This window comes from Pseudarthrobacter sulfonivorans, assembly GCF_014712225.1.
In the GTDB taxonomy this organism is placed as follows: Bacteria; Actinomycetota; Actinomycetes; order Actinomycetales; family Micrococcaceae; genus Arthrobacter; species Arthrobacter sulfonivorans.
Window position 1 is genome coordinate 12,128 of the sequence record NZ_JACXBW010000020.1, and the last position, 19,838, is coordinate 31,965.

At 66.1% G+C, this 19,838-nt stretch carries 17 protein-coding genes; 10 read left to right on the top strand and 7 right to left on the bottom strand.

All coding sequences use genetic code 11. From position 1 onward, the window contains the following. Nucleotides 1–256: 256 nt before the first annotated feature. A complete protein-coding gene (gene gcvP / locus IAQ70_RS19780; protein WP_190991454.1) occupies nt 257–3,121 on the top strand; it encodes an aminomethyl-transferring glycine dehydrogenase in 2,865 nt (954 codons plus the stop codon). 17 nt (nt 3,122–3,138) lie between these two features. Here the strand turns inward: gcvP and IAQ70_RS19785 are convergent, their stop codons facing one another. Continuing rightward, nucleotides 3,139–3,684, bottom strand: a complete 546-nt coding sequence (locus tag IAQ70_RS19785; protein ID WP_190991456.1) for a TspO/MBR family protein — start codon at nt 3,682–3,684, stop codon at nt 3,139–3,141. Nucleotides 3,685–3,840: 156 nt separating this feature from the next. Between IAQ70_RS19785 and IAQ70_RS19790 the strand changes: the two genes are divergently transcribed. The 3 genes from IAQ70_RS19790 (at nt 3,841) to IAQ70_RS19800 (ending at nt 7,850) form a co-directional block, all read left to right on the top strand. After that, nucleotides 3,841–4,914 (top strand): lipid II:glycine glycyltransferase FemX, encoded by a 1,074-nt coding sequence (locus tag IAQ70_RS19790; protein ID WP_223860412.1) that lies wholly within the window; start codon nt 3,841–3,843, stop codon nt 4,912–4,914. Nucleotides 4,915–5,006: 92 nt separating this feature from the next. Further along, nucleotides 5,007–6,323 carry a peptidoglycan bridge formation glycyltransferase FemA/FemB family protein gene (locus IAQ70_RS19795; protein ID WP_317983719.1) on the top strand — a complete coding sequence of 439 codons (1,317 nt, stop codon included), beginning with the start codon at nt 5,007–5,009 and terminating at the stop codon, nt 6,321–6,323. Nucleotides 6,324–6,362: 39 nt separating this feature from the next. Continuing rightward, nucleotides 6,363–7,850, top strand: a complete 1,488-nt coding sequence (locus IAQ70_RS19800; protein ID WP_190991463.1) for a threonine/serine exporter family protein — start codon at nt 6,363–6,365, stop codon at nt 7,848–7,850. 39 nt (nt 7,851–7,889) lie between these two features. Here the strand turns inward: IAQ70_RS19800 and IAQ70_RS19805 are convergent, their stop codons facing one another. Both IAQ70_RS19805 and IAQ70_RS19810 read right to left on the bottom strand, forming a co-directional pair. After that, a complete protein-coding gene (locus IAQ70_RS19805) occupies nt 7,890–8,729 on the bottom strand; it encodes a siderophore-interacting protein (protein WP_190991465.1) in 840 nt (279 codons plus the stop codon). A gap of 14 nt (nt 8,730–8,743) precedes the next feature. Further along, nucleotides 8,744–9,514 (bottom strand): uracil-DNA glycosylase, encoded by a 771-nt coding sequence (locus IAQ70_RS19810; RefSeq protein ID WP_190991467.1) that lies wholly within the window; start codon nt 9,512–9,514, stop codon nt 8,744–8,746. Nucleotides 9,515–9,640: 126 nt separating this feature from the next. Here IAQ70_RS19810 and IAQ70_RS19815 point away from each other — a divergent pair, with 126 nt between their 5' ends. The 6 genes from IAQ70_RS19815 (at nt 9,641) to IAQ70_RS19840 (ending at nt 15,397) form a co-directional block, all read left to right on the top strand. After that, on the top strand, nt 9,641–9,970 hold the full coding sequence (locus IAQ70_RS19815) for a DUF3263 domain-containing protein (RefSeq protein ID WP_190991469.1): 330 nt from the start codon (nt 9,641–9,643) through the stop codon (nt 9,968–9,970). Between the two features lie 51 nt (nt 9,971–10,021). Beyond that, complete coding sequence (locus IAQ70_RS19820; RefSeq protein WP_190991471.1) at nt 10,022–10,654, top strand: LytR C-terminal domain-containing protein; 633 nt, start codon at nt 10,022–10,024, stop codon at nt 10,652–10,654. Between the two features lie 204 nt (nt 10,655–10,858). Beyond that, entirely contained in the window at nt 10,859–11,065 is a 207-nt protein-coding gene (locus IAQ70_RS19825) for a cold-shock protein (RefSeq protein ID WP_190991472.1), read from the top strand. Continuing rightward, nucleotides 11,062–12,333: an ABC transporter substrate-binding protein gene (locus tag IAQ70_RS19830; RefSeq protein ID WP_317983720.1), complete on the top strand. Its 1,272-nt coding sequence runs from the start codon at nt 11,062–11,064 to the stop codon at nt 12,331–12,333. Before IAQ70_RS19825 ends, IAQ70_RS19830 begins: the two co-directional genes overlap by 4 nt. A gap of 292 nt (nt 12,334–12,625) precedes the next feature. Then, complete coding sequence (gene groL, locus IAQ70_RS19835) at nt 12,626–14,254, top strand: chaperonin GroEL (RefSeq protein ID WP_190991474.1); 1,629 nt, start codon at nt 12,626–12,628, stop codon at nt 14,252–14,254. 129 nt (nt 14,255–14,383) lie between these two features. Further along, nucleotides 14,384–15,397, top strand: coding sequence for an RNase H family protein (locus tag IAQ70_RS19840; protein ID WP_190991476.1), 1,014 nt, complete (start codon nt 14,384–14,386; stop codon nt 15,395–15,397). A gap of 73 nt (nt 15,398–15,470) precedes the next feature. On the opposite strand, the gene IAQ70_RS19845 is transcribed toward IAQ70_RS19840, so the two are convergent. From IAQ70_RS19845 to IAQ70_RS19860, 4 genes are all read right to left on the bottom strand, one after another. After that, nucleotides 15,471–15,758 carry a WXG100 family type VII secretion target gene (locus IAQ70_RS19845; RefSeq protein WP_190991478.1) on the bottom strand — a complete coding sequence of 96 codons (288 nt, stop codon included), beginning with the start codon at nt 15,756–15,758 and terminating at the stop codon, nt 15,471–15,473. Between the two features lie 108 nt (nt 15,759–15,866). Further along, nucleotides 15,867–17,411, bottom strand: coding sequence for a sensor histidine kinase (locus IAQ70_RS19850; protein WP_190991480.1), 1,545 nt, complete (start codon nt 17,409–17,411; stop codon nt 15,867–15,869). 2 nt (nt 17,412–17,413) lie between these two features. Further along, nucleotides 17,414–18,124 carry a response regulator transcription factor gene (locus tag IAQ70_RS19855; protein WP_190991482.1) on the bottom strand — a complete coding sequence of 237 codons (711 nt, stop codon included), beginning with the start codon at nt 18,122–18,124 and terminating at the stop codon, nt 17,414–17,416. A 61-nt stretch (nt 18,125–18,185) separates the two neighbouring features. Beyond that, nucleotides 18,186–19,829: a DNA repair helicase XPB gene (locus IAQ70_RS19860; protein ID WP_190991484.1), complete on the bottom strand. Its 1,644-nt coding sequence runs from the start codon at nt 19,827–19,829 to the stop codon at nt 18,186–18,188. Nucleotides 19,830–19,838: the final 9 nt, after the last annotated feature.

Consider the following 19,838-nt stretch of genomic DNA (forward strand, 5'->3'; position numbering starts at 1 on the left):
GCCCGCGGTTTCCGGCCGCGCTGGAGCTTCGCACCGGAATGATGGCGCAGGATCCGACGGCCTATTTGCCCGATGACATGGGGCGGAGGAGAATTGGACCCCGTGACGGCCGTCTGCGGCCGGCACAGCATACGAATTACGGTGTAGGCCCCGCGCTGTGAAAACAGGCCCGGCGGAACTCCCAGGTCCCGGACGGGGCGGGGAGGAACCGGATCGATGTGGCGTACCCTTTCCCGCCTTAGTTATGGAGTTCCCTGTGAGTGTTAAGCCCGCTTCCGACACCTTCGTTGACCGGCACATTGGTGCCCGCCGCGAGGCGCATGTCGAGACCATGCTCAAGGCTGTCGGCTATGACACCGTGGAGGCCTTGGTGGACACCGCCGTTCCCGATTCCATCCGCCAGGCCCAGCCGCTTGCCCTCAAGGACGCGCTGAGCGAGGTTGAGGTCCTGGCTGAGCTGCGGAAGCTCGCGGGCAAGAACAAGACGGCTGTGCAGATGATCGGCCAGGGCTACTACGACACCGTCACCCCTGCTGTGATCCGCCGCAACGTCCTGGAGGCCCCGGCCTGGTACACCGCCTACACCCCGTACCAGCCCGAGATTTCCCAGGGCCGGCTCGAGGCCCTGCTGAACTTCCAGACGATGGTCCAGGACCTGGTCGGCCTGCCGATCGCGAACGCCTCGCTGCTGGATGAAGCCACCGCGGTGGCCGAGGCCGTCCTGATGATGCGCCGGGCGAACAAGAACAAGGCCGCCCACGACGGCAAGACCGTCCTGGACGCCGATGTCCTGCCGCAGACCATCGCGGTCGTGAAGGGCCGTGCCGAGGCCCTGGGCTTCGAGGTCGAGGTCGCTGACCTGTCCCAGGGCCTGCCCGAGGGTGTCATCAACGGCATCGTGCTGCAGCAGCCCGGCGTGTCCGGCCGGGTCTTCAACCACGCCGACGTCATCGCCGCCGCGAAGGAGCGCGGTGCGCTCGTCACGGTCGCCGCGGACCTGCTGGCCCTGACCCTGATCACGCCTCCGGGTGAGCAGGGCGCCGACATCGCGGTCGGTTCGACCCAGCGTTTTGGTGTGCCGCTGTTCTTCGGCGGCCCGCACGCCGCGTACATGGCGGTGGCGAAGGGCCTGGAGCGGTCCATGCCCGGCCGCCTGGTGGGTGTGTCCAAGGACGACGCCGGTGTCCCGGCCTATCGTCTGGCCCTGCAGACCCGTGAGCAGCACATCCGCCGTGAAAAGGCGACCTCGAACATCTGCACCGCGCAGGCCCTGCTCGCGATCGTGTCCTCGTTCTACGCGGTTTACCACGGCCCGGACGGGCTGAAGGCGATCGCCGAGCGCGTCCACCACCACGCCCGCACCCTCGCGGCGTCCCTTAATGCGGTTGGTTTGAAGGCCCTGTACGGCAGTTTCTTCGATACCATCACCGTCAGCGCCCCGGGCAAGGCCGTTGAGATCGTTGCTGCGGCCGAGGCCAAGGGCATCAACCTGCGCGGCATCGACGCCGACACAGTGGGCATCTCCGTGGACGAGACCACGACGCCGGAAATTGTCGCCGCCGTCGCGGATGGCTTTGGTGCCCAGGTTGTCACTGAGGACGCGGTCACCCAGGCAGGCTTCGCAATCGAGGCCGCCGTCGAGCGTTCGTCCGGGTTCATGCAGCACCCGGTGTTCAACACGCACCGTTCCGAGACCCAGCTGCTGCGCTACATCCGCAGGCTGAGCGACCGGGACCTCGCGCTGGACCGGACCATGATCCCGCTGGGCTCGTGCACGATGAAGCTGAACGCCACGGCCGAGATGGAAGCGATTTCCTGGCCGGAGTTCGCCTCGATCCACCCGTTTGCCCCGGAGTCACAGACCGTGGGCTGGCGCGAGCTGATCAGCGGCCTGGAGGCCGACCTGGCCGAGATCACCGGCTATGACCAGGTCTCTTTGCAGCCGAACGCCGGGTCCCAGGGCGAGCTCGCGGGCCTGCTCGCGATCCGCGGCTACCACCGGGCCAACGGCGACGCCCAGCGCAACGTGTGCCTGATCCCGGCCTCGGCGCACGGCACGAACGCCGCGTCGGCCGTCCTGGCGGGCATGAAGGTTGTGGTGGTGGCCACCGCTGCCGACGGCACGATTGATCACACGGACCTGTACGCGAAGATCGAGGCGAACAGGGACGCCCTCTCGGCGATCATGATCACCTACCCCTCCACCCACGGCGTGTACGACGCGGACGTGACCGAGATCTGCGAGGCGGTGCACGCCGCCGGCGGGCAGGTCTACGTCGACGGCGCGAACCTGAACGCCCTGGTGGGGCTGGCGCAGCCGGGCAAGTTCGGCGGCGACGTCTCGCACCTGAACCTGCACAAGACCTTCTGCATCCCGCACGGCGGCGGCGGCCCCGGTGTTGGCCCGGTCGCGGCCAAGGCCCACCTGGCACCCTTCATGCCCGGGGACGCGAACAAGGCAGCCCACCAGGACGGGACCGGGGTCGCCATCAGCGCGTCGAACTTCGGTTCCGCCGGTGTCCTGCCGATCTCCTGGGCGTATGTGAAGCTGATGGGCGGCGAGGGCCTGAAGGAGGCCACCATGTCCGCGCTGCTGGCGGCGAACTATGTGGCGGCCCGGCTGAATGAGTACTTCCCGGTCCTGTACACCGGTGAGGGCGGGCTCGTGGCGCACGAGTGCATCCTGGACCTGCGCGAGCTGACCGCGAGGACCGGGGTGACGGCCGAGGATGTGGCCAAGCGCCTGATCGACTACGGCTTCCACGCCCCGACCCTGGCGTTCCCGGTCGCCGGGACCCTGATGGTGGAGCCCACCGAGTCCGAGGACCTGGCCGAGATCGACCGGTTCATCGACGCGATGATCACCATCCGCAAGGAAATCGACCAGGTCGCCAACGGTGACTTCAGCGTGGAGAACTCCCCGCTGCGCCACGCACCGCACACCGCGTCCGCCGTCGTGAACACGGACTGGACCCGCGAATACACCCGCGAACAGGCCGTCTTCCCGGTCCACCACCTCAAGCAGGACAAGTACTTCCCGCCCGTGGGCCGCATCGACGGCGCCGGCGGGGACCGCAACCTCATCTGCTCCTGCCCGCCGCTCTCCGAATTCGAAAACTAGGCCTGGAACCCTGCTGCCTAGTTGTTCAGCGCGGCCCAGAGGTTGAGGGACGAAGCGAACACAATCCAGGTGACGTAGGGCAGCAGAAGGAGCCCGGCAAGGCGGCTGATCGGGCCGAAGCGGACCACCGTTACGGTCACTGCCACGATCAGCGCAAGGATGATGGCAAAAGCCAGCCAGAGGGCCGCCGTGCCGATCACAGGGTAAAGGCTGAAGAAAGTCGGGGTCCAGAGCAGGTTGAGGCCCAGCTGGATTCCGTAGACCACCAGGGCCGGCCGCGACTCCGAGGTGCGGCGGCGCCAGACCAGCCAGGCGGCAACCGCCATGGCTGTGTAGAGGGCTGTCCACACCGGCCCGAACAGCCAGTTAGGTGGTGACCAGGGAGCTTTGTCGGCGCCGACGTACCAGCCGTTCACGTTGGCCACTGTGGCAAAGGCACCCAGCCAGGCGACGAAGGCGGAGGCTGCCAGGAAGACCGCGAGGGCAACCACCTGGGGGCCGGGCCCGGGTTTCGGGCTGGCGCCTTCGGGGCTTTGGGCGGACTTTTCCGGCAGTGGCTCCATGGGTCAACCCTTGCGAAGGGCGGCCCGTTGGTCAAGCCGCTCGCCACCCTGCTGGAACGGCTGTACCGGATCAGGCTTTAGACTTGTGGCTACATGTCCGCACGCTGCCACGAGAACAGAACCCCGCACGAAACCCTGAGATTGGACACTGCCCCCTTGCGAGAATTCACCGCCCGCTTTGCCACAGCGGAGGAAATTGAGAACTGGGACAAGCACGTCACTGCCAACCCCAACGGCGGCAACATGCTGCAGTCGGCGGCTTATGCGTCCGTCAAGAACGGCAGTGGCTGGAGCGTCCGCTTCCTGGTCCTCGAATCGGGCGGGACGGCCAGCTACAACCTTGTCCTGGAGAAGAAGTTCCCTATCCTGGGCCGCCTCTGGTACCTGATCAAGGGCCCGGACCTGGACTCCGTCGCAGACCTTAAACCGGCCCTGGAAGCCTGCGCCGCGTTCGCCCGCAGCCGCAAGCTCAACGTCTTCACCATCAAGATCGAACCGGACATCATCTCCTCGCCGGAAGTCCAGGCAGAGCTGGCGGCCGCGGGCCTGGTGAAGGCACCCAATATCCAGTCCAATGACTCCACTGCGCTGCTGGATATTGCTGCGCCCGCGAACGAAGTGCTCCGAGCCATTTCCTCCCGGGCCCGCAACGCGATCCGCCGGGCTGAACGCGAAGGCTGCGAGGTAGTGGAACGTGAAAGCAGCCCGGAAACGTACCGGGCCCTTTATGACCTCATGGCGGACACGGTCAGCGCCAAGGGCTCCATGCCGCTGCGCAGCTACGAGTACTACGCCCAGTTCTGGGAGGAGTTCTGCAGCCGCGGCCAAGGCCGGTTCTTCTTCACTTATGAGGACGGCAAACCCAGCGTCGGCGCCTTTGTGATCAACTACGGTGCCAAGGCAACCTACAAGGACGGCGGCTCCACCCAGAACCGCAAGCAGTACGGCGATTCCCACTTGGTCCAGTGGGCCGCGATCCGCCGCATGCAGGAACTTGGCTGCACCGAATACGACTTCTGCGGAACCCCGCCGGCGGCCCGGATCAAGGACAAGTCCCACAATCTGTACGGTATGGGCATGTTCAAGACGAGCTTCACCAAGACGGTCACGGACTTCGTCGGCTGCCTTGACCACGTCCTGGCCCCGGCAAGGTACGCCCTGTGGGTCAAGGGAGCGGAACGGGTCTTCCGACGGGTCGAAACTGCCCGCACCGGGCAGCAGTTCTACTGACAGCGCGCCTCCAACGCACACCGACCACACACACAGACGAACGCCAGCGCATGACCCAGCCGGGCGGCGCAGCCACAGATGAGGTTACTTCCGTGAATCCAACCAAGGCCGAAGCCGGACTCCAGCCTGGCGTCCTCAGCGATGCCGAGTTCGAGGCCTTCTCCCTCAAACACCCGCAAAACAACTTCATCCAGTCCGCGGACTTCGTCCGGTTCCAGCGTTCCCGCGGCCAGGTCGTGGAACTCTTCGGTGTCAGGCGCGACGGCGAACTCGTCGCCGCCGGCAAACTCAACTACACCACCAACCGGTGGGGCTACAAGGTGTGCGAGTGCGCCAAGGGCCCCCTCATGGACTACACGGACGCCGCCCTGGTGCGTGACGTCGTCGGACTTCTCAAGGAACGCGCCGCGTACCACAAGGCCGCGGAATTCCGGATCTCCCCGAACCTGCCGTACATCGCCCGCGATGAAGACGGTGCCGAGCACCCCGAAATCACGGATAACAGGCCCCTCGTGGCCGAGCTGGGGCGCCTGGGCTTTGAACACCAGGGCTCGGAGATGGACTTCGTCAACGTGAACTGGATGTTCATCAAGAAGCTCGAAGGCATCAAGGATTCCGAAGAGCTGATCATGAGCACCAGCTACCGGACCCGCAAGGCCATCCGGAAGGCTGAGAAGAACGGTGTGTTCCTGGAACAGGCCACCCTGGAGACCCTGGATGAGTTCTACAGCGCGCTGAGCACCGCCGGGGACGAGAAAGGCTTCGTCTACCGGGAACGCGGCTACTACGAACAGCTCCTGCGGACCACGTCGCCCGAGTTCACCAAACTCATGATGGCCAAGATCGACATCCCCGCGTACCGGAAGTCCATCACCGAACGGCTGGAGGCCGAATCCGCGTCGGCCGCCGAACTGCGCCGCGAGGTCGAGGAAACCGGCAGCAAGAAAAAAGCCAACCGGCTCAAAGTGGTCCAGGACCTCGCGGACAGCTATGAGCGCAGCCTCAAGGACATTGAGCGGTTCCCCGATTCCGTGGGCGTCGCCACCGTGGCCGCCATCCACTTTGTCTGCTTCGGCGACGAAGTGGTGTGCGTGATCGGCGGCACCAAACAGGACTACATCTACTTCAACGGGGCCACCTCCCTGTACTGGGGCATGATGCTGCACGGCCTGGAGAACGGCTACGCCAGGTACAACTTCTACGGCACCTTCGGCATCGAGGGGCAGGACGAGGAAGGCCACGGCGGCTACCAGTTCAAGAAGGGTTTCGGCGGGAATGTGGTTCAACTGGTGGGCGACTTCGTGATGCCGGTCCGGCCCCTCGCCTTCCAGGCCAACCGCCTGGGCCGATCCGCCATTGCCGCCGCCAGGATACTGCTCGGCAAACTGCCGCTGAAGCGGCAGGCGTAACACCAACCCACCAAGCGTCAGAGAGGCAGGAGGACCCACGTGAACAAGCGTCCTGAAAAATTCCGCGGCAAGCCTCATACCGACGGCCTGCCCAAGACAGAAGCACTGTCGCCCTCCCAGATCGGTCAGGATGCTGCAGCCAAGCGGATGCTGCGGCGCCTGGTCCAGGGGGAGAACCCGCCCACGGCGCCACTGAGCATCGTGGACAGGCTCGCCGGGAGCCCCTACGCCAACCCGATGATCCAGGTGGGCGGCGTAGACACCTCCGCCCGCAAGACCCTGGACTTTGCCCTGCACCTGGCCGAGACCATGTTCCGGTACGGGGCGGGCGCGCTGGAAGTCGAGACGAGCATCATTGCTGTCACCGCAGCGCTCGGACTGAAAAACATCGAAGTGGACATCACCAACCAGTCAGTGGCCATCAACTACGCCCCGAAGGACCAGCCGCCCATCGCACTGCTTCGGGTAGTGCGGTCCTGGACCAACAACTACGCCGGGCTGGCGAAAGTTCACCGGCTGGTGACGGACATTGTTGCCGGGGGAGTGGGCCGCGATGAAGCCATCCGCCGGCTGGACGAGGCCATCACCAGCCCCAAACCGTTTCCGCGCTGGCTGGTCACCATGGCCTTCGGCGTGTTCGCGGCGGTCTTTGTGGGCGTCCTGGGCGGGGGTCCGGCGTCCTCAGCCATCGCCTTCGTGGCCAACCTCGGTGTCAGCCTCCTGGCCCGCCAGCTGGGCCGGTGGCGGGTCCCGGACTTCTTTACGACGGCGGCGTGCTCCTTCGGTGTCACGCTCACCGCGCTGCTGTTGTGGCGCTTCGGCCTCACCAATGCGCCGGCGATCGTGGTGGTGGGCGGCATCCTGCTGCTCCTCCCCACCGGGCGGCTGGTTTCCTCGGTCCAGGACGCCATCAACGGGTTCCCCGTCACGGCAGCGGGCCGGTTCCTGTCCACGCTGCTGACTTTCGGCGCAATTGTGGCCGGGATCGCGGTGGCCTCTGTGGTCGGGGTGATGACCGGGATGCAGGCCATAGACGTCACCGAGACGTTCCCACCCGCCTACGATCTGTGGGTCCTGGTGATCTTTGTCGCCCTCGCAGTGATGGCCATCGGTATCACCGAGCAGACATCGTGGGATCTGCTGCTGCCCACAGCCGGCGTAGGCGTGGTGGGCTACTTTGTCCTGCTGGGCGCCGGGTCCCTCGGCGTCGGTGACCGGTTCTCCCCGGCGCTCGCCGCCGTCGTGATCGGTCTGCTGGCGAGGGTGGTGGCGCTGAAGATGGGCGCCCCGCAGCTGGTGGTTGCCGTTCCGGCCGCGCTGATCCTCCTGCCCGGCTTGACCATCTTCCGCTCCATGTACGTCCTGACCATTGAGGAATCCGAGATCCTGTTTGGCGCCGGCGGGATGCTCAACGCCGGGGCGATTGTGCTGGGCACGGCGGGCGGCATTGTCCTCGGCGACACCCTCGCCCGGCCCCTGACACGCAGCCTGGCCAGCAACGAGCGGCGCCGCGCGCGCCGGCGGTAAGGCCGCCGGCTCAGATCTGCCCGCTCAGATCTGCCCTGCCTAGATCTTCCCTACGGGCAGCTTCTTCTCAGCCTGGAAATCGTCCTCTACCCGGCCCTTGGCCCAGTAGCCGGACAGTGACACCTGTTTCCGTTCGAGGCCCCGCTGGACGAATAACACGTCCCGGAGGGCCTTCATGTAACCGCGTTCGCCGTGGGCAAAAACGTCAACCCGTCCCGTCGGCCAGTCGGCGTCGGCCACCGCGGAGACGAGGAGATCGCCTTCGCCCGCGGGTGCACCGTTCCGGCGGACCCAGTTGACCTGCACCCCTGCCGGGGCCGCGATGTGCTGGATGTCGGCGTCGCCGTCCACCTCGATGAAAGCCAGGCCGCGGGCGTCCGCCGGCAGTGATTCGATGACTGCCGCGATGACCGGCAGTGCGGCCTCGTCGCCGGCGAAGAGGTACCAGTCGGCGTCCGGCGAGGGGTTGTAGGCGCCTCCGGGGCCCGTGAACGTGAAGGTGTCACCGGGCTTCGCGGTGGCCGCCCACGGCCCTGCCAGTCCTTCATCCCCGTGGATCACAAAGTCGATGGCCAGTTCCTGGGCTGCCGTGTCCACCCAGCGGACGGTGTAGGTGCGGGTGAAGGGCCACTGCGCCCGGGGCATGGTTTCACGGATGGTCCACAGATCCAGCGGCTGGGCGTAGTCAACGCCGGGCTGCGGGAACACAATCTTGACGTAGCGGTCTATAAAAGCGTTGTTCACGTAGGCGGAAAAGCCCGGGCCGCCCGCCACGATCCGGACCATGTGCGGTGAGAGTTCTTCCCGTCGGACCACCGTGAGGTCAATCTGCGGACGGGTGTTCTTTGTTGCGCTCGTGGCGGCCGGGACAGTGCTCATAAGGCAACCCTAAGCTAAACAACCGGGGGGAGCTCCCAGGTTACGTCGGACGAGCCCTGTTCCCGCAGCAGCTCATTGATGGCGCTGAAGGGCCGTGAGCCGAAGAAACCGCGCGACGCCGACAACGGGCTCGGGTGCGCACTGGACACCACCGCCGCGCCGGACAGAAGCGGCCGGACGCCCCCGGCATCCCTGCCCCACAGCACCGCCACGAGCGGCGGCCTGCCGCCGTCGGCGGTGCGCCGGTGGGCAACCGCGGTGACTGCCGCCGTCGTAATTGCCTCCCAGCCCTTGCCGCGGTGCGATCCGGCGGCACCCGCCCGGACGCTCATGACCCTGTTCAGCAGCAGAACGCCCTGACTGGCCCAGGCGGACAGGTCGCCGTGGACGCGCGGCGGAATCCCGAGATCGGACTCCAGTTCGCGGTAGATGTTCGCCAGGCTCCGGGGGATGGGTCGGGTGCGGGCATCGACGGCGAAGGAAAGGCCTACCGCGTGGCCAGGCGTCGGATACGGGTCCTGGCCCACGATGAGGACCTTGACATCAGCCAGCGGCTGCCTGAAGGCGCGGAGGACGTTCGACGGCGACGGCAGCACTTTGTGCCCCGTGTCCACTTCTGCGGCCAAAAACGCCAGGACGCCGCGCAGCTCTGTTTCAACCGGGCCCAGCGCGTCCGCCCAGTCAGCGGCCATCAGCTCACGGAGCGGCATCGCGGCCAGCTCGGCGAAACCAACGGCGTCCGCCGGGTCCGCCGCCAGCTCGAACAGGGCGTCAGAGTCAAACACGGTCCCATTCTCGCAGGGATTCTCCCGGCGCCGCCGGCCACTGGGGCCGAACCTCAAATGACAACCTTGTTATTTACGCCGTAGCATGGGATGAGAATTTCAACCTGACCAGCGAAGGGATGTGCCGTGGCGGAGCCTGCTCGGGAACACCTGCCGGACACCGCGGAGCCCAGCCCGCTGCTGGCTGGCTTCACCCTTCGTGACTCCCCGTTGAGCGAGCGCGACCAGCAGATGCTGGCTCTGGAACGGCAGTGGTGGAAGTACGCCGGGGCCAAGGAACAGGCCATCCGGGAGCTCTTCGACCTGTCCGCGACACACTACTACCAGCTTCTGAATGCCCTTATTGATTCTGAGGCGGCGCTGGCCCACGACCCCATGCTGGTCAAGAGATTGCGTAGACTACGTACGTCGCGTCACCGGGCGCGCACTGCTCGCCGCCTGGGTTCCGACGCCTGACTAACTTCGTGCTGAGCCATCAGCAGCAATCAACAAGGACGTCCCTGCACCATGACCAAATACGCTCGCGATGAATTCGACAAGGTACCGGAGACCGCCTCGCGGCAAGGCGTCCACCGCACGGCTTCGGCGGCTGTCCGGCGGAGGCTCTGGCCGGTCCTTGCGGTGGGGATCGCGGCGCTGGCCATCGGACTTGTTTCTTTCCTGATCCTTCCCAAGCTCGGCTTCACCCATGCCGGCAGCGAGCTGTCCACAAGCCTGGAAGCGTCCGCGTCACCCGAACCAAGCGCCGCCCAGCCGGCCAGCGCGGAGCCGTCCCCCAGCGCCGAGCCCTCGGAGAGCGCCGGGCCTTCAGCGAGCCCGGAGCCTTCGGCCTCGCCGTCTGCCACTGAGACGCCGGCCGCCGTCCTGAACAAAGCGCAGGGCGTTGCGGTGTACAACGCAGCCGGTACCGCCGGGCTCGCCGGACGTGTCAGTTCGGTGCTGCAGAACGACGGCTGGACGCTGGGGCAGGTAGGCAACTGGGCCGGGGCGCCGCAACAGACGTCCAGGATCTTCTACGCGGGTGAGGCTCAGCGGGCCAACGCCGAAGCGCTCGCAGCCCTGCTGGGCGTCCCCACGCTGGTCAACAGCCAGGAGTTCCAGGTTCCCCTTGTGGTGGTGCTGGGGCCGGACTACCGGTAAACACCAGCGGTCACGCGTCCGTAACTTTCGGGCAGCTGTGGGCCGTGCGGCTCGGCCACTCGAAGGGGTTGTGGCTAGAGTGAATTCAGGCTTCGGTCCCTTTCGCGGCGCACGGCTGTACAGGGCGCACAGCTGTACGCGCTCACTGCTGTACGCGGCTCACAGCAGGGGTGGACCGTCGGCACTACGGAAAGAGTGGACATCATGGCATTGGGAACCGTCAAGTGGTTCAACGCCGAAAAGGGCTATGGCTTCATTACCGTGGACGGCTCCGGGGATGACGTCTTTGTGCACTGGTCGGCCATCGACGGCGAAGGCTACCGGGCCCTCGAAGAGGGGCAGCGGGTAGAGCTCGAAGTCGGCGAAGGCGAGAAGGGCCCGCAGGCCGAAAGTGTCCGGCCCGCAGAGTGAACCGCGGCAGCCTGACCTCAGCAATCCTCCGGAGCACCACAGCGGCGGCCCTCCTTCTGGCACTGGCCGGGTGTGCCGGCGCGGCCGGGGGCAACTCCCGGCTGGACACCGTTGAAGCATCCGGCGATGGTGTCCTGCGCATCGGTGTGATCCTGGACAACGCGGGCAAGCAGAGCTTCCTCAACGAGGCACAGCGGGCGGCCGCCGAGGTTGCAGTCAAGGACATCAACGCCGCCGGGGGCCACAAGGGCAGACCTGTTGAATTGCTCATCGGGGCCGGCGACGATACCGGAGCACAGGCCGGGAACCTCGTTGACGGCAAAGCCGACGTCGTGATCGGACCCACGGATTCCAGCCACGCGGCAGCCGCCATCGACGTGCTGTCCGCCGCCAGGACACCACTGATCTCGCCGGCGAATTCAGCAGCCGCCCTGAGCACGTACAAGAGCGGCGGCTATTATTTCCGGACGGCGGCAGCAGACGTTGCCCAGGCCTCCGTATTGGTGAAGCTGGCCAAGGATGGCGGAGCCAAGAACATCGCCGTTGTCCACCAGGACAGTGGCTACGGCAAGGACGTCTCCGCCGCGGTAGCCGGTGCCGCCACGGCCGCGGGCCTGGAAACCGTCAGCACATCGGCCTTCAAGCCGGGCGCCGCTCAGAAGTCAGCCACCGCTGCCCGGGCTGCAAAGCCCGATGCCGTCATACTGATCGCGCGCGACGACGCCCAGGGCGCCCTCGCGGAACTCAATAATGCGGGGCTGCCCGGCGCCAAAATCATCCTCAGTGACGGGGCCTTCGCGCAGTATGGTTCGGGGCTTGGCTCGAAGGCGCTTGAGGGTGCCCGCGCCGTGGTGCCCGGCGTGTTCGCCTCGGCAGCCTTCCAGGCGCGGCTGCTGGAAGTAAATCCGGCCTTGAAGGACCTGTCCTTCGCGGCCGAGGCCTTCGATGCAGTGAACCTTGCGGCCTTGGCCGCGGCTGTGGCCGATGACGACGCCGGGCGCTCCATCGCGGCCAACCTGATCACCGTATCCGGCGGGACTGCCGGCGGGCAGGACGCCGGCCAGCCCGGCAAGGCGTGCACCTCGTACGCCGACTGCCTGGCAGTCCTGAAGACCGGGGCGAAAATCAACTACGACGGCGAATCGGGGCCGGTTGCCTTCGACTCCCACGGGGACATCACCACGGCGAACTTCATGGTGTTCACGTACGGCGCGGACAACCGGGCCGTACTCACCGGACACGAGGCAGCAGGCCGGGCGGCGGGCTGATCGCCCATGGCGAACGACCCGCCGTCGGATACGCGGTTTCGGAGTCCATTCGCTTGCACTCTCACCTAGGGAGTGCTAATTATTGAGTTAGCACTCCTACGTACCGACTGCTAAAGCAAAGGCCGGCATCCGCCGGTTCCGGAGCTTGGCGCCGGGCCTGGAGCGAGAGAAACACCTAGCTGGAGTGAGATCCCCAGCCACGGCATACAGAGGCCGCGGGCAAGGATCGTCCGTCGCGGGCACTGCAGTGAGGTTCATTCTTAACGACTGTCCCGAAAGGACTACTGCCGTTATGGCCAAGATCATTGCATTTGATGAAGAGGCACGCCGCGGTCTTGAGCGGGGCCTGAACATCCTCGCCGACGCCGTCAAGGTCACCCTCGGCCCGCGTGGACGCAACGTCGTCCTCGAAAAGAAGTGGGGCGCCCCCACGATCACCAACGATGGTGTTTCCATCGCCAAGGAGATCGAGCTGGACGATCCTTACGAAAAGATCGGCGCCGAGCTGGTCAAGGAAGTTGCCAAGAAGACGGATGACGTCGCTGGCGACGGCACCACCACGGCTACCGTGCTGGCCCAGGCCCTGGTCAAGGAAGGCCTGCGCAACGTTGCAGCCGGCGCTGACCCGCTGTCCCTCAAGCGTGGCATCGAGAAGGCCGTAGAGGCCGTCACCGTTGAGCTGCTTGCCTCCGCCAAGGAGATCGAAACCAAGGAAGAGATCGCGGCTACCGCCTCCATCTCCGCCGGTGACGACGAAATCGGCGCCCTGATCGCCGAAGCCCTGGACAAGGTGGGCAAGGAAGGCGTCATCACGGTCGAGGAGTCCAACACCTTCGGCCTGGAGCTTGAGCTCACCGAAGGCATGCGCTTCGACAAGGGTTACATCTCCGCTTACTTTGTGACCGACACCGAGCGCCAGGAGACGGTCCTTGAGGATCCGTACATCCTGATCGTCAACTCCAAGATCTCCAACGTCAAGGAACTGGTTGCTGTCCTGGAAAAGGTCATGCAGTCGTCCAAGCCGCTGCTGATCATTGCCGAGGACATCGAGGGCGAGGCCCTGGCCACCCTGATCGTCAACAAGATCCGTGGCACCTTCAAGTCTGTTGCCGTCAAGGCTCCGGGCTTCGGCGACCGCCGCAAGGCCCAGCTGGCCGACATTGCTGTTCTCACCGGTGGCCAGGTCATCGCCGAGGAAGTCGGCCTCAAGCTGGAGACCGCCGGACTGGAACTCCTGGGACGCGCCCGCAAGGTTGTTGTCACCAAGGACGAGACCACCATCGTTGAAGGTGCCGGCGACGCCGACCAGATCGCTGGCCGCGTTTCCCAGATCCGCGCCGAGATCGAAAACTCCGATTCGGACTACGACCGCGAGAAGCTGCAGGAACGCCTGGCCAAGCTGGCCGGCGGCGTTGCAGTCATCAAGGCCGGTGCCGCAACCGAAGTTGAGCTCAAGGAACGCAAGCACCGCATTGAGGACGCTGTCCGCAACGCGAAGGCTGCTGTTGAAGAAGGCATCGTCGCCGGTGGCGGCGTTGCACTGATCCAGGCCGGCGCCAAGGCGTTCGCCAACCTGAACCTCACGGGCGACGAAGCAACGGGCGCCAACATCGTCCGCGTTGCCATCGACGCTCCGCTGAAGCAGATCGCCTTCAACGCCGGCCTCGAGCCCGGCGTTGTGGTGGACAAGGTCCGCGGCCTGCCCGCAGGCCACGGCCTGAACGCAGCAACCGGCGAATACGTCGACCTGCTGGCTGCCGGCATCAACGACCCCGTCAAGGTAACCCGCTCTGCACTGCAGAACGCGGCTTCCATTGCCGGTCTGTTCCTCACCACCGAGGCCGTAGTGGCCGACAAGCCGGAGAAGAACGCTCCGGCCATGGGTGGCGGCGACGACATGGGCGGCATGGGCGGCTTCTAGCCCCCATTTGCCCAGGCAAGACGCACCATAGCAAAACGCACGACGGCGGTCCTCACCAAGGGTGGGGGCCGCCGTCGACCGTTAACCCCGCGCGTTAAGAGGGTGCCGGAATTCTGGCAGGATGGAATAGTGACAATTACTGCAGCAGCCGACGGTTCGGCTTTAGGAAACCCCGGCCCGGCCGGCTGGGCCTGGTACGTCGACGATGAGTGCTGGCGGGCAGGGGGATGGCCGCACGGCACCAACAACCAAGGTGAGCTGATGGCCGTGCTTGACCTGTTCCGCGCCACCGCCCATGTTCCCGACGAGCACCTGAAGGTCCTCTGCGACAGCCAGTACGTCATCAATTCCATCACCAAATGGATGCCGGGCTGGAAACGGAAGGGCTGGCGAAAAGGTGACGGCAAGCCTGTCATGAACTTGGAGCTGCTCAAGGAACTGGACCGTGAACTCGCCGGCCGCAAGTACACGTTCGAATGGGTCAAAGGCCACGCCGGCCATGACCTCAACGAGGCAGCCGATGAACGCGCGCGCGCCGCAGCCACCGCCTACCAGCAGGGGGTGGCGGCCCGTTCCGGCCCCGGGTTCGCCGGTGCCCCTGTAGCCGCGGGCCCGTCCCGGACTGACGCGGGCGCCGGGAGTGCGGCCGCCAAGGCCGGGAACGGCCCCGCCGCCGCCCGTACGGAGCCATCTCCCGCCGTCGGCGCGAGCCCCTTCGGCCAGCCACCCTTTGAGGAGCCGGACCTGTTCAGCGAGCTGGAGGCCGAAGCGTTCAACGAAGCGGAGGCCACCGGGGCAGAACCCGGCCCGGAGGCGATCGTCGAGGCCCTCGAACGCGAGCTGGCCGGTCCCGAGGCCAGGGGCGACATCGGCCGCACCGGTGTCCTCCTGCACCCGGACTTTATGGAGATCGGAAGTTCAGGCAGGGTCTGGACCCGGGACGCCATGATGATGGCACTGGAAGAGGATCCGGGACACCATACGGAGCTCGAGATCCTGGGCGCCGACCGCATCGGCACCAGCGCGGTCCTGCTGACGTACCGAAGCTATACGCGCTCGGGCACGGTCCTCCGGAGCTCTCTGTGGGTGCACGATGGCACCAAATGGCGGCTGCGGTTCCATCAGGGGACACCCGAAGCCTGACCGGCTCAACTGCAGCGGGCCCGGCCGAAGCCTCACGGCTGCAACTGCTGCGGGGACTCAGCGAAGCAACTGCTCAGCTGAAGCGCTGCGTGTTGCCCTGCTCCGCCTGGGCATACGTGTTCGCCGCAGATGCCAGGGCCATGTTGATGGATGCCAGCGACGCCTCAACCTTGCCCTGGGTCAGGGTCCACTCCGTCACGAGGGCCTGGAAATTGGTGGCGGCCGAGCCGCGCCACGTGGCCTGCAGTTCGTCCAGGCCCCGCTTCATGGTCTGCACGTCGGAACTGATCCGGTCCACTGTTGCTTTGACGTTCGCTGACTTGAGCTGGAGAAGCTCGGTATCGACGGAAATGATGCTCATGGCTGATGCCTCTCGATGAAGTGGGACAGCTTCCGCTGCCCGCCCGGCTGCTCCGGGCCCCTGCATCGAGCCTACGGAGGGGCTCTGCCGGGCCGCCACGCTCGAGGGCTATATGTGGATAACCTTGCCGTCGCCCTTACCGCCGCCCAGGGCCTCCCCATCGCGCCGGTTGCCCCCCTCGTGCAGGTCCGCCCGTTCCGCAGGGTCTCCGTGGACGCCGCCGGCAACTTCATGACGGACGGGCAGGCTGACCACCAAAGTGGCACCGCCGCCGTCGGTCGTGGCCACCCTGACGGACCCGCCGTGCGAACCGACGATGGCGGCCACAATCGCGAGCCCCAGCCCGCTTCCACCGGTCTCGCGGGTCCGGGACGTGTCCGCACGGTAGAAACGCTCAAAGACCTTCGCGGCTTCCTCCTCCGAAATGCCGGGGCCGTGGTCCCGGACTTCAATCACCGCGCGGGGTCCAGCGTCGGTCGTGCGGACGCCTACAGCCAGTTCGATGGGACTGCCTTCGGGCGTGTAGCGCAGCGCATTGCCGACGAGGTTCCCCACCACCTGGCGCAGTTTGGCCTCGTCACCCAGCACGGGCGCGGGCACGGCAGGGCCGCCGTCGAGCCCTGTCAGGGAGATGGGGCGCGTCCGGTCGCCGGCCTGGGTGTCCACCACGGCATCGTGCGCAATCAGCTGCAGGTCAACAGGTTTCTGCTGCAGGGGACGCTGCTCGTCCAGGCGTGCCAGCAGCAGGAGGTCCTCCACCATGGACCCCATCCGTTTGGCTTCGCTTTCGATCCGCCCCATGGCTGTGGCCACATCCTCGTCGGTGGCCAGGGCGCCGTGGCGGTAAAGCTCGGAGAAGCCCCTGATGGTCACCAGCGGCGTGCGCAGCTCATGGGACGCGTCGGCCGCGAACCGGCGCATCCTGGCTTCGGAGGCGGTCCTCGCGGCAAAAGCCGTTTCAATGTGGGCCAGCATGGCGTTCAGCGAGCTGCCAAGCCTGCCCAGTTCGGTGTGGGGATTGTCGATGTCCACCCGCCGGGACAGGTCGCCGGCGGCGATGGCAGCGGCGGTTTTCTCCACCCTGGCCAGGGGCCGGAACGAGCGGGACACCGTCCAGCTGGCGATCAGGGAAGCGAGCAGCAGCGTGAGCAGGCCTGCCCCGCAGATCACCAGGGTGGCGTGTTTGAGGACGTCATCCACGCTCTGCAGCGGCAAGCCGATGACCACAACGGCCAGGCGCCCGCCGCTGAGGACCGTCACGGCGACGACGCGCCAGTTCTGCCCGTCCGTTCCCCTGACCTGGTAGGGCTGGGTGCCCCGTTTCTGGGCCTCCTCCAAAGAGATGCTGCTGATGTCCGGACGGACGTTGGCGTCCCCGCCGAACGGGTAGGGCTCCTCGCCGGGTACAAAAAGAGTCAGCGAGTAATCAGTGGGGACCGACATCGGGTTGGGCGCCTGCAGCGGCGTGAACGAGCGCTGCTTACTCGCGAGTTCGACGGCGGCGTTCAGCTTGTCATCCACCTGGCCCTGCAGATAGCTGTTCAGCAGTGCAAGGGTCCCCGCGCCGGTGGCGGTCAGGGCAACAATCAGCAGCGCCATGATGATGGCGACCAGCTGGGACCTCAGGGAGGCCGACTTCCACCGCTGCAGCAAGGTCAGCGCTTCTCTGCCGTCCGGAGCACGTAGCCCACGCCGCGCTTGGTCTGGATCAGGGCAGGGGCTTCAGGATCGATGTCCACCTTGCGGCGCAGGTAGGAGATGTAGGACTCCACAATCGAGGCGTCGCCGTTGAAGTTGTACTCCCAGACGTGGTCAAGGATCTGGGACTTGGACAGTACGCGGTTGGGGTTCAGCATCAGGTACCGCAGGAGCTTGAACTCGGTGGGGGAGAGTTCGATGACGGTGCCGCCACGGCGCACCTCGTGGGCGTCGTCGTCGAGCTCCAGGTCATCAACACGGATGACGGCGTCGTCGTCCAGCAGCGGCTGGGTGCGGCGGAGGACGGCCCGGATGCGTGCCACCACCTCGTCCAGGCTGAAGGGCTTGGTGACGTAGTCGTCGCCGCCCACAGTGAGCCCGGTGACCTTGTCCTCGGTGTCGTCCTTCGCCGTCAGGAACAGGACGGGGAAGTGCTTGCCGGATGCCCGGAGTTTGCGGGTGACGGTGAACCCGTCCATGTCAGGCAGCATGACGTCCAGTACGGCCAGATCCGGTGCGTGCAGCTCGGCCGCGGCCAGGGCGTCCCGCCCGTTGGCAGCCGAAACCACCTCGAAACCGGCGAAGCGCAGGGATGTGGACAGAAGCTCGCGGATGTTGGGTTCATCGTCAACAACGAGGAGCTTGGCTTCGGGACCGGTCTTCTTCATACTCCCATCATGCTCCCGGAATCTGTGAGTTTTCTGGATGGCAGATGTGTGTTGCATGAGCCTAGGCGGCACCCACATCCTTGGCGTCCATGATGCGGTAGGCATAGCCCTGTTCGGCGAGGAACCGCTGCCTCTTGGCTGCGAAATCCTGGTCCAGGGTGTCCCTGGCCACCAGTGAATAGAAGCGGGCTGCCCGGCCGTCCTTCTTGGGCCGGAGCAGGCGGCCCAGCCGCTGGGCTTCCTCCTGGCGGGATCCGAACGAACCCGATACCTGGATGGCAACCGAGGCCTCCGGCAGGTCGATGGAGAAGTTGGCCACCTTGGACACCACAAGAGTTTGAACGTCGCCCGCACGGAAGGCGTCGAAGAGCTTTTGCCGTTCCTTGACGGAGGTATCGCCCTTGATGACGGGCGCGTCCAGGCGCTCGCCGATCTCGTCCAGCTGGTCGATGTACTGCCCGATCACCAGCAGCTGCTCGCCCTGGTGCCTGGCCACCAGCTGCTCCACGATCAGGGTCTTGGACTCCGACGTCGAACAGAGCCGGTACTTGTCGGCGTCCTCGGCCATGGCGTACGCCACGCGCTCGTCCCGGGGCAGGTCAACGCGGACCTCCACGCAGTCCGCGGGTGCGATGTAGCCCTGGGATTCGATGTCCTTCCAGGGCGCGTCGTACCGTTTGGGTCCGATGAGGCTGAAGACCTCGCCTTCACGGCCGTCCTCCCGGACCAGGGTGGCGGTCAGGCCCAGCCGGCGGCGGGCCTGGAGGTCGGCGGTCATGCGGAAGATGGGCGCCGGGAGCAGATGGACCTCGTCGTAGATGATCAGGCCCCAGTCGTGGCCGTCCACGAGCTCCAGGTGCGGGTAGAGGCCGCCGCGCTTGGTGGTGAGCACCTGGTACGTGGCGATGGTCACGGGCCGGACCTCCTTGACCGCGCCCGAGTACTCACCGATTTCGTCCTCCGTGAGGGAGGTCCGCTTGAGCAGTTCATCCTTCCACTGCCGGGCAGCCACCGTGTTGGTGACCAGGATCAGCGTGGTGGTGGAGCTGGTGGCCATGGCCGCGGCGCCCACCAGGGTCTTGCCGGCGCCGCAGGGGAGCACCACCACCCCGCTGCCGCCGGCCCAGAAATTCTCGGTGGCAAGCTGCTGGTAGGGACGCAGCTTCCAGCCGTCCTCGTTCAGGGCGATCAGGTGCGGCGTGCCGTCCACGTAGCCGGCCAGGTCCTCGGCCGGCCAGCCGATTTTCAGGAGCAGCTGTTTGAGCTGGCCCCGTTGGGAGGAATGGACCACGATGGTCTCGCCGTCGATCCGAGGCCCCAGCAAGGGTTGGATCTTCTTGGCCCGGATTACCTCCTCCAGCACCGGGTAGTCGTCAGTGCGCATCACCAGGCCGTGCTGCGGATCCTTTTCAAGGCGGAGCCGGCCGTACCGGGACATGGTCTCTTCGACGTCGATCAGCAGCGAATGCGGCACCGGGAACCTTGAGTACTTAAGCAGGGTGTCCAGGACCTTCTCGGCGTCCAGCCCGGCGGCGCGTGCGTTCCAGAGGCCCAGCGGCGTCAGCCGGTAGCTGTGCATGTGTTCCGGAGCCCGTTCCAGCTCGGCGAAGGGGGCGATCGCATGGCGTGCCTCGGTAGCCAGTTCGTGGTCCACTTCGAGCAGGATGGTCTTGTCGCTTTGGACAATCAGCGGGCCGTCGTTCACGTGGGGAAT